This window comes from Anaerolinea thermolimosa, assembly GCF_001050195.2.
In the GTDB taxonomy this organism is placed as follows: Bacteria; Chloroflexota; Anaerolineae; order Anaerolineales; family Anaerolineaceae; genus Anaerolinea; species Anaerolinea thermolimosa.
In genome coordinates this window covers 1,143,792-1,155,282 of sequence record NZ_DF967965.1, presented here as the reverse complement: position 1 = coordinate 1,155,282, position 11,491 = coordinate 1,143,792, and the positions used below count along the sequence as shown (strand labels likewise).

Sequence of the window (11,491 nt, the reverse complement as noted above, 5' to 3'; positions counted from 1 at the left end):
CCTGATCGCCTTAGCTGGAAACCATCTGGCCCGTGGTTTGCACCTGGCTGACTTGATGGCGTAACCCTGGTAATTCGCCAGGGGGCAGCCCTCATTCCTGTTCCTTCACCAATGTTTTACCAATACTGGAACGATCACCATTTTCAACACAATTCCACCAGTAATGGTTTTTTACCTCGCAACCATCCTCAAAAGGGAGGGTTATATGCTACATAATCCCCCTTTTCGAGGTATGACCAGCTCATGATTCCTGCTCGCTCCATTACCAATGAAACTGACTCTCTCTTGTCTTCAGCTCTCCGCCCCTGGTCGGCATTAAAATGGCATGGAGATTCTCAAACCATCGCCTTTACACCTGTTCAGATGCGCTCTTCTCTTCTACAGATCGATCAACCCCTCTGGGTTGTTCTCTCTGAAAAGAAGATCGGCCTGGTATCCGAAGGGGAAGTTCTTTCCGCCTCTTCCGTACAATCTGAAAACCTCCCCATTCTCGGCATAATCCCTGCAGTTCCCTGGGAAAGCCTCGGAGATCCGTCTTTTCGCCGTACCTATCATACCCGGGCTTCTTTTTATGCCGGAGCCATGGCTGGTGCTATTGCATCAGAAGACCTGGTGATCAGCCTCGGTAAAGCAGGATTGATGGGATCATTTGGGGCAGGCGGATGCAGCCCTTCCCGCATAGAAGCCGCCATAGCCAAAATTCAAGACGCCCTGCCGAACGGGCCTTATGCCTTTAATCTCTTGAATAGCCCCAACGAACCCCGCCTTGAACAGCGCGCAGCCGAACTGTACGTGCAGAAGAACATTCCGGTCGTCGAGGCTTCAGCCTACCTCGATATCACCTATGCCCTCGCCTATTATCGATTAAGTGGTCTGGAACTTACACCAGAGGGAAAAATTCAGGTCAATCATCACATCATTGCGAAGATCTCTCGTAAAGAAGTCGCCAGCCGGTTCCTTTCCCCGGCCCCTGATGATTTGGTCCATCGCCTTCTGGAAGAAGGAAAAATTACACAACGGCAGGCTGAGCTCGCGCGCTCAATCCCTATGGCTGATGACATCACCGTAGAAGCCGACTCAGGGGGGCATACCGATAATCGCCCCCTGGTGGGGCTTATCCCTGCCATTCTCACCCTGCGAGACCAGATGCAATCCCGTTATTCTTACTCTCAGGTTGTACGCATAGGCGCAGCCGGCGGCATCGCCACTCCACAGGCCGTCCTCGCAGCCTTCACATTAGGTGCAGCATACGTCACAACCGGCTCGATCAACCAGGCCTGTGTTGAGGCAGGTACTTCGGAGCAAACCCGCAACCTGTTAGCCCAGGCCGAAATGGCTGATGTCGCCATGGCACCGGCAGCCGATATGTTCGAGATGGGAGTAAAAGTTCAGGTTCTTAAACGTGGCACAATGTTTGCCCCCCGCGCTTCAAAGCTATACGAAATATACTCTCGCTACACCACCTGGGAAGAGGTGCCTCAAGCCGAGCGCGATCGCCTCGAGAAGACCATTTTTAAACGAACCTTTGATGAGATCTGGTCAGATACAGTAAAGTTTTTTACAGATCGGGATCCCGCTCAACTGGTACGTGCAGAAAAGGATCCTCATCATAAAATGGCCCTGGTATTTCGCTGGTACCTCGGCCTTTCCTCCCGCTGGTCCAATACCGGCGAGGAAGGCCGTGAAATGGATTACCAGATCTGGTGTGGGCCATCCATGGGCGTCTTTAACGAATGGGTTCGGGGAACTTATCTGGAGCAACCCGCCAATCGCCACGTCGTGGATGTCACTCTCCACCTTTTCACAGGGGCAGCCTATCTAAGCCGTTTACAGGCGGCCAGGTTGCAGGGAATTTTCCTGCCAGCCGATCTCAACCGCTACACTCCTGAACATCCGCTCATTTAGCCAAAAATTTTTTCAACGCTGAGCAACTTCTTTCAGCATCCACTCCTCCTCACCCTGGCTATGGACCACCAGGGTGAGGAGATATTCCCCGTGCTTTCGCCACCAGGCCTGCCATATCCCATCAGAATAGGCTCCGGTTTGAATCCCCACCGGTTTCCACTGGTGTTCGGCTTCCCGGGCTCGAAACAACCCGCTTACCTTCCGCAATTCTACCTCTCTCGTGTCTGCACGCAACCCCACTCCTCGAACTTTCAAGGCCGACTCTTTCACACTCCAGCCAAGCGTTACCCAGAGTGTCTGCTCTGGCTCAGGGAGAGCCTGTGCAAACATCCGTTCCTGCTCAGTAAAAAAATCTTCTAGAAAACTGGTGTCTCGCTTTTCAATGCGCTCAATATCAATCCCCAGCCCGGTTACAGGCCCTTCAACCCAGGCACAGGCGGCCAGATCATCGCGGTGACTGATTGATAGGCAACCTTTAAGTTCGTACTCTCCATCCAGAATCACATAAGGTGCACCCCCGGCCCTGTTAGCGATGGTGATTTTTTCAGGTGGAACCCCTACCAGATCAGTACAACATTCATAAAGCAAACGTTTAGCGGTTCTTCGGCCAAGAAGCCATTCCAATCTGCGCCGTTCGAACCGAAAGCCGGCAAGGCGGTTGTGTTCTGCAGGAGACAGGAAATTTAAACCCGTACCCGCCTGCCAATCCGCCATTGCCGGCCCACCACTTTCAAGATTCCAGTAAAGGGTCGAGGTCATCCTTCTCTGGGATCGTTGTTCAACCAGATTTGCAGGGGCATGAGCTGTTCTTTCTCCACGGTGTAGGGCAGTGGCTCAGTTCGATAATCTTCTAATTCCAGCAAGACTCGCCCTTTGGCATCCACTACCCGGGCATCGAAACGGGGACGTTCTCCGCCTTCACTATGGGGTATCACCTCTGCATAAATTTCATCCCCATTCACCTCCCCGGGATATATCATCAACCTGCCTATTGAACGAGGTAGCGCCATGATTCCCTTCGCCCCAATCTCCCAGACCCCTGCCGTTTGCAGGCAAAGTTCCACCAGCAAGGGAGAGAGAATGAAAGACTGTTCTTCCCGGGTGAGAGGGGGTAATTTCTGGCTTAGTTTACCCAAGACTATTCCTGGCTTCTGCTGCACTGCTTCCAAAACCCGGAAGGCTGGCCCATGGAAATACAGACGGTATATTTCATCAGCCGGGAGAATCCTCGATCCATTCCATGCCGGTGCCTGGCTCTTTGCTGCCTCAAGCGGTTCAGTGGTTGGCTGTAAGTACACCTTTCCTGTAAAGTGCAACATTCGCTCCGGGTCACGCCCATAACGCGCAAGGGTAGATTCCAGGCTGGCATAACCCACCAGGGAATCGCCTTCGCGAAGCACGCGTGCCTTCCAGGTAACCTTACGCGGTTGATTGCGATAAAACTTAAACGGAGCCCGAAACTGGATATTTTCCAGCCTCGTCACCTGGTAACTGCCCTTTTCTGAGGCCAGCACCGAAGCGATGTGTTGTGCCGCTGCAGATAACCCTTCGATACCCATCACCCCCGGAAGCAATGGAATCCCGTTCAATGCATGGTCTCGCAAGAAAGGCTCGGCGTTCGGGTCCAGTTCCGCTTCCAGGATAACACCTTCTTCAAGGTTCATACCCGTAACCCGAGTCAGCATGAGATGCTTCGGTTGGCCCCGAGTCAGAGCCTGGTTTGCCTTTTCCAGGTCCAAACCGCCGTCTGCCTTTAGCGCTTCTTCCAGCACCCCCAGGGAACCAGCATAGATCACCTCACCGCCGGGAGTATGGTGATTAATCTCCTGACGTACCAGAGGTGCAGCCACGGCCGGGTGCATCATTTCAATCCCGGCACGTTTCATCAACTCTGGCACATAACCGCGGCTGGCCATTCCAACCTCAGCCCAGGCGCCCCAGTCGATCGTCACCACCTGCATGTGGGGGTAAGTGGCCCGAATAGATGCCCCCAGCTTGGCAAGTAAATCATTGGCAGCGCTGTAATCCGTCTGCCCGGTATTTCCAAACCGGCCAGCCACTGAGGAGAAGAACACCATTTTTTCAGGGACGCATCCATGCTTCTCCATCGCTTTGAAAAGGTGGAAAAATCCAGAAGCCTTTACCGCCAGAGTTTGTAGGAATTCTTCCAGCGGTTTGGATTCCAGTTTTCGGCTTCTTTCTACACCTGCAGCGTGAATAAAAACATCCACCTTACCCGCTTCAGCAACAATGGTCTGCACAGCGCGCTCGCACGACACAGGATCCGTCACATCACAGGGCAAATACCTCATGGTCGCTCCGGACTTCTCTGCTGCGGCGATCATATCCAGGGTGGCAAGGGCGCGATCCAGTACCGCCAGTTTTTGATCCACCACCGCAGGGGTGGCTTTTTCACCCCGCGCTTTCAGCTCCTGCATCTTTTTTAACTTGAAGGCCTCCCGATCAGCCCTTAGCGCTCTCACCTCAGTATCGTCGGGTTCAGGCAACGGAGTTCGGCTGAGCAGGTAGAACCTTCCCCCCGCATTTCTTGCCAGATCCAGCACCACCGGGGCAACTATGCCGCCCGATCCACCGCTCACCACATACACTTCATCTCCGCTCAAAGCCAGCTCGGATTCGTCCAGAGGGTGTTCTATCAGGGTAAATCCGTAGCGCTGGTTCTCCTTCCAACCTATCTCTACAACGGCCGGGTCGTTTAAAGTCTCGGAGAGTAAGCGAGAAGCAATCTCTCCCGGCTTTGCCTCCTTTTCGAAATCCACCACCTTGACCAGAGCATGGGGCCGTTCCCGGGCTAACGCCTTGGTAAAACCGCTTACCCCCCCACCCAGAGGAGCAATTGAACCTTCGGGCGAATAGCCATAAAGGCCACCCATCCGCGTAGCGCTCATCAGGAACGGCTCACCGGGAATAGTCCGTAATAGAGCATACAGACTCAGGACGCGGCGACCCAGCTCTGCCTGCCAGATCTCTTCATTCATTTCTGCAAGTGGGGGCTCAATATCCAGCGCCGGGAGGAAGTACACCCCGGAAACCCCGCCAGCAGAGGCAAATGCTTCCACATCCGTAAGAGAATCAGAAAGGCAGTCTCCCGGGATCATGAGCACCTGCACCTTACGGCTTCGCAACCGTCTGACCAGAGCCTCAGCAGCTTTTCCCTGGTCAGCAACCACCACAATCCGGCTGGAACCATCCAGAACAACGCCCGTGGAAACACATAAATCCAATCTGGGGCGCAACACCGGAACCACAACCCGGCGCGGTATGACCTGCTCCACAGATTGCTTTAACAAATAATCGAGCGGATTAGCGGAAGTTTCTGGGGTTGCTTCAACCTCTCCAACCTGTGAAGAGGCCGCTTGAGTTTCGCCAGCCAGTGCCCTCTGTGCCATCAGCGAGTCTCGCATAAACTGGATTACTTTAGAAAGCGTATTGTAATCGGCAAGACGTAAGTCCTCACGGCGTGGAAGTTGATAATGTTCACGCACAGCGGCAAATAACTCCGCTTGCTTCACCGTGTCAATACCCAGATCGGCTTCCAGGTCCAGCTCAAGATCGAGCATTTCCACCGGGTAACCGGTCTTTTCGCTGACGGCTTTCAAAACAAAAGCCTTGATTGCTTCATCATCCACAGGCGAAGTAGTTTCAGGAAAAACTTCTTCAGAAGACTCGCTTGAGCCCCCCTCTAATTTCTCTTTCTCTGGCGTAGTTATATCGCGGCCTTTCGGGGTTTGCCCCAGAGCCTCCTGCATATACTGGATCACTTTCGCTAAAGTGTTGTAGTCCGCAAGCCTGAGGTCTTCTCGCCGCGGAAGATTGTAATGCGTCCGAACTGCGGCAAACAACTCGGCCTGTTTCACCGTATCGATTCCCAGATCAGCCTCAAGGTCAAGGTCTACATCCAGCATTTCAATGGGATATCCCGTCTTTTCACTCACGGTCTTGAGAACAAAATCCCTGATTTCCTCAGAATGAGGCCCAGCCTGAACAGCATGCTCAACAACCATAACGCCGCCCGTTGGAGTTTCAGGCTTACGCTCAACCTCCTGAGCATGCAAAGCTGATCTCTGCCCGGCGAGAGACTCTTTCATGAATCGAATCACTTTTTCCAGTGTGTTGTAATCAGCCAGACGTAAATCTTCACGACGTGGAAGGTTGAAATGAGTTCGAATGGCGGCAAACAGTTCTGCCTGTTTAACGGTATCGATGCCCAGGTCGGCTTCCAGATCCAGCTCCGGGTCGAGCATTTCCACCGGGTAGCCAGTCTTCTCGCTCACCACCCGCAGTACAAACGCCCGAATCTCCTCATCAGAGGTCTGAACCGACACTTCCGGTAACGGCGTCATCGGTTTCTGTGGCTGAGAAACCTCCCCGATCACCTCGATAGATGGTGAAGGTTTGTCAGTTTTCTGACCCGAAACGACCTGAGTAAAAGAAACCCGATCAACATGTTCGATGGCCCACAGTGTCGGACCCTGCCCGAATTGCCAGTTCGAACGCGCCGGAGGTCTGACAGGCGGACCATCATGCCTGACACGCAGAGTCCTCTTTTCCACTTCCAGCTCAGCAGTTTCATAACCGGCTACTTCAGCCAGCCACTTTTGATAAATAGGGCGTTGAATCCGTTCACCCACCCCGGGTATCTTTCGCAGCAAAGTCATCGCGATCTGCGAGCCAAAACCCGCACCCAGGCGAAGTGCAAACTCTACATCATAATGCCCCCCTCTGGACAAACGCAAGTCACCCAGCTCGGGGTCGGGCTCGAATCCATCTTGAATATTAGCAATCGGGGGAACCAACCCTGTTTCAATCGCTTTAATGGCCACCACATCTTCGATACCCACGCCCATCGTGTGCCCTGTAAATCCTTTGGTGTTGGCGATCACCACCTGGTTGGCCTGTTCCCCAAAGACATGGCGCAAGGCATGAATCTCAGCCGCAGCGGAGCCTCCTCTGGCCGGGGTATAGGTCTCATGAGAGACAAATACCGTCCTGGGTGCAATCTCATGTCGCCGCAAGCCGAATCGCTGTTCAGCCTGAGTCATCAAGCGCTCCATAATTTCACTGACATGCTGAACGTCCAGCCGTGTACCATGGAACGCACTGTTAGCGATCTGAGTGGCAAGCACCTCACAGATGCCCCGCATACCGCGCTCCCGCACAGCATCTTCCGATTCCACCACCACCGCGGCGGCCCCCATTCCCATCACCATCCCGTTTCGCCGCCGGTCAAAAGGCAAGATCGCCTTTCGAGGGTCACCCTCGGTGGTCGCCGCACCTGAAGCCATCAGACCTGTGCCTACCCAGCCAGCGAGGGGGCCAGAAGTCACATCATCTCCCGCAATCACAATCACCCGCCGCGCTCTACCGGTTCGGATCCAGTCTTCAGCCAGTGCAATAGCATGGGTCGTTGTGGCACAGGCGGCATTAACGTGGGTATTTGGCCCACGTGCCCCGATATATTCCGCGAATTGAGAATGCCCCATGCTTAACACCCGAAAGATGAAGCGCCGGTCGAAATGATAATCCAGGGCATCCTTTTGTGCTTTAAGCGTGCGAATACGTTCCTCAAGGGTTGCCCGAAGCCCGGTTTGCTCCATCGGCACCAGCTTGAGAATGCCTTCCAGCTCCGTTATTTGATCCTCTAAATGACGGAAGGTGTAATATCTTCCAGCCTCTCTGGCCATCTCATCCAGGCCAGGAAAGGCCGAGGCAAAAATGACCCCCGTTTCATCAGCCAGAGCCTCAGGCAGCTTCCAGCGATCAGGTAGATACGTCCCCTTACTTGTCATGCGATACCGCATCACCAGAGGAATACCTGCATCCCGAAGGGCTTCAATCCCGGCGGCTATGGCCAGCCGGGTCGAAATATCGGTGGCTTCCACCCGGTCTGCCGGGATACCGAAATCATCGACCGGGTCAAACTTTCCACGTTGGCCGGCCAGTTTTATGGTCTGATCGAGTGAATCGATCATCTGCATCACTGCCCCGGCCTCGCTTTTAATCAGCCTGACAACACGCTTCTCAAGCATGTGCCTGCGTTGATTTTCCGGTAATGGCTCAATGCGGATTTCTCCACGCAGAATGTGGTGAATATTATCATCCGTAAAAACCGGCTTTTCTCTCCCCGGCAAACCAAGGCCGGCCCCCGAAATCACCACCGAACCAGTGAGAGGCAACCGGCCATCCGAGACCGAATAACGAACAGTTCGTTGCTGACTCACTTCCTCCGTCTCGACCGGGGTATCTCCAGAAACAGGCATAACAGCTTCTGTTTGCTCACCTTTGAGCATGGTGAGTTCCACGTGTTCTTCTGCGGGCTGGCTTTTCAATGCCTCATCAATAAACGCGATCACCTTGGCCAGGGTGTTGTAATCGCTCAGGCGCAAATCCTCGCGTCGCGGAATCCCAAAATGAGAACGGATCTCAGCCAGTAGCTCAGCCTGTTTGACCGTATCAATCCCCAGGTCGGCTTCAAGATCCAGCTCCAGGTCAAGCATATCTTCGGGATAGCCAGTCTTCTCACTGACCATCCTCAAAACAAATTGCCGGATCTCATCCCGATTGACTCCCGAAACCGGTTGCCGCCCCTCTGAAAGCTCGATCGTCAGAGGTTTTTCCTTCGTTTGCGGGCAAATTCCCGCCGCAAGCAAACCACAAAGGGCTTTATTAAAACTCACCACAGCCCCTTCACGAGGGTGGTTCGTTGCCAGGATCGCCACATCAGTGCGGCCCTTAAGGATATCGGAAACCAGCGCATTTAACACCCGCTTTGGCCCTACTTCCACATATACCCGGGCTCCCAGCCGGTAAAGCGTCTCCATGCCTTTAATAAACTGCACCGGCGAAGCTACCTGTTTTGCCAGCAGGTCCAGGATTTCATCCCGGCTGGTGGGGTAGACCTCACCCGTAACATTCGCGATGACTGTGGTTCGGGGCGACTGGATATTCATCCGGGAAATCACCTGGCGCAAAGGTTCGCTGGCCGGTTCGACAATCCGGGTGTGGAACGCATGAGAAACAGGAATCTTTGTACCCTGAAAACCGGCTTTCATAAATGCATCCAGAGCCGCATCCACAGCCGCTGTGGTTCCACCAATAACGCATTGCGTGGGGCTGTTGATGTTTGCAATCACCACATACCCATCCACGGTTTGCAGCAGAGCTTCCACTTTCTCAATCGGTGCAGACACTGCCGCCATACACCCGTTGTCTTCCCAGGTCACCTTCGTCATTTCGCGGCCCCGCGCCGAGACCACCTCCAGTGCCTCAGCAAAGGTCAACACTTCAGCGGCTACCAGGGCCGCATATTCGCCCAGGCTATGGCCGATCACCATATCTGGCGAAAAACCAAAGTGCTTCAGCAGTCGCAATAGAGCAACATTGGCTGTAAGCATGGCCGGCTGGGTGATCTCTGTATTCCGCAGCGCCTTTTCAGCCTCAGCCAGGGCAGCCTCATCTCCACTTACATAAATAAAATCAGTCAGTGGCCGCCCGAGGATCGGGGTCATGACCCGATCTGCTTCCTTGAATGTTTCAGCGACAATCGGCTCTACCTCACAGAGATCCTTCAACATATTGGCGTATTGTGATCCCTGACCCGGGAAAAGGAAAGCCACTTTACCCGGCTGTCCGCTTCCCCGAAAAATCCCATGGGCCACCAGAGCCTGCCAGGGATTTACATCAGCCTCGAACCCTTTCAGCGCTCTTTCTGCCCGTTTGAGCAATTCTGCAGGATCGCCATAATCAATGGCCAGCCTTTCCGGGCGCTGAATCTCTTCCAGAGCAGGAAGTGCAGATGATGGAACATTCCCCGCTTTTATTTGCTCAATCCGTTCAGAGAGCACTTCTCGAAGTTGAGGTACGGTATCCGCGCTGAGGAAGAAAAGACCACGATACGGTTTAATTTCCGAGGAAGATACTGGCGGCTCTGAATAGTTTTTCACAGAAATAGCCGAACTGTCGCGGTACGCAGAGGCAACGGAAGATGGAGTAGGCACCTCCACTTCTCTCCCCTTTACATCCACCCCTGCAAACAGACGGCTTTCGCCAGCAGTCAGACCTGGAACGTACTCTTCCATCACCACATGAAAATTGGTGCCTCCAAATCCAAATGAACTTACCCCTGCCCTTCGAACCTGTCCATTCCGCACCTCCCAGGGACGGAGTTGAGTGTTGACCGCAAATGGAATGTGAGGAAAGTCGATATTGGGGTTGGGTTTTTCAAAATTGATCGACGGTGGAAGCACCTTCTCATACAATGCCATGGCCACCTTGAAGACACCGGCTGCGCCAGCGGCGCTCTTCAAATGCCCGATGTTCGATTTTACCGATCCCAGGGCAATCGAACCGGGTTTTAAACCGAATTGTCCAAAAATACGAACCAGGCTTTCGACTTCAACCAGATCTCCAACTCTGGTCGAGGTGCCGTGCCCCTCAATCAGTCCAACTGTGTCTGGAGAAATACCGGCGTTCTTCCAGGCGCGTTCGATGGCTCTTTCCTGCCCGTTCGGGTTAGGGGCGGTGATTCCTTTCCCTTTCCCATCACTGCTGGAACCAATGCCCCGCACCACAGCATAAATTTTGTCACCATCGCGTTCCGCATCTTCCAGCCGTTTCAGCAGGAAGATAGCCGCTCCCTCTCCCATCACAAACCCGTTAGCACCATCAGCGTAAGGGCGTGAACCATCCGGGCTAAGTGCCCCAATTTTACAGAACTTAACAAATCCGTCCACCCCCATCATACTGTCGACGCCACCTGTTACTACCAGGTCAAATTGATGGTGATTCAATCCTTCAATAGCCGCCTGAAGCGCCGCCAGTGAAGAGGCACATGCCGCATCGGTAACAAAATTCGTGCCCTGGAAGTTAAACACATTCGCTACCCGGCCTGCGATCACATTTGAGAGTTCCCCTGGCATCGTGTCTTCGGTAATCTCCGGCGTTGACTTGCGGATCTTCTCTCGCATTCCCTCCAGCAATGCCTTCTGAAGAGCTTCAGGCAGAGTCTGAAATTCCGGAACAGATGAGAGTGCCCGGAGAAACTCTGGAGCACGAATGCGTAACGACGTGACATAATGCTTCTCACCCCCCAGTGCATTTCCGATGATCACTGCCGTTCGGCTTTGATTCACAGCCCGCTGTGGATAGCCATAATCCAGCAATGCTTGCCGGGTGGCAGCAATGGCCCACTGCTGGGCCTGGTCCATCTGTTCAAGTACCCGAGGAGGGATGGCAATTCCCCATTGAAACGGTTGAAAAACAAAGTCTCTCACCCAGCTGCCGATTTTGCAGTATGTTTTATCCTGAGCAGTGGGGTCTGGATCGTAGTACAAATCCACAGACCAGCGGTTTTCAGGCACCTCGGTGATGGAATAACGCCCCTGCTTGATATTGCTCCAGAAGGTCGCTGCGTCATTCGCATCCGGCATGACTGCGCCGATTCCGACCACGGCTACCGGTTTGGTAATTGGCATATCTCCTCCAAAGGAATTCATCGACCCACAACGTTCAACCACCAGGAAAACCTCTCATCGGTAAATTCCCAACAGTGAACCCAGTCCGATCG

The 11,491-nt window shown here is 53.7% G+C and carries 2 protein-coding genes and 2 pseudogenes; 1 reads left to right on the top strand and 3 read right to left on the bottom strand.

From position 1 onward, the window contains the following. Positions 1-243: 243 nt before the first annotated feature. A complete protein-coding gene (locus ATHL_RS05240; protein ID WP_062190516.1) occupies positions 244-1,905 on the top strand; it encodes a PfaD family polyunsaturated fatty acid/polyketide biosynthesis protein in 1,662 nt (553 codons plus the stop codon). A 12-nt stretch (positions 1,906-1,917) separates the two neighbouring features. Here ATHL_RS05240 and ATHL_RS05235 read toward each other — a convergent pair whose 3' ends face one another. The 3 genes and pseudogenes from ATHL_RS05235 to ATHL_RS19810 form a co-directional block, all read right to left on the bottom strand. After that, entirely contained in the window at positions 1,918-2,664 is a 747-nt protein-coding gene (locus ATHL_RS05235; RefSeq protein WP_062190514.1) for a 4'-phosphopantetheinyl transferase family protein, read from the bottom strand. Beyond that, positions 2,661-4,502: pseudogene (locus ATHL_RS19650) on the bottom strand (SDR family NAD(P)-dependent oxidoreductase); the annotation flags it as partial. The pseudogene ATHL_RS19650 and the gene ATHL_RS05235, both read right to left, overlap by 4 nt. A 2,256-nt stretch (positions 4,503-6,758) precedes the next feature. Beyond that, positions 6,759-11,399, bottom strand: a pseudogene (locus ATHL_RS19810) (type I polyketide synthase); the annotation flags it as partial. Positions 11,400-11,491 lie beyond the last annotated feature (92 nt).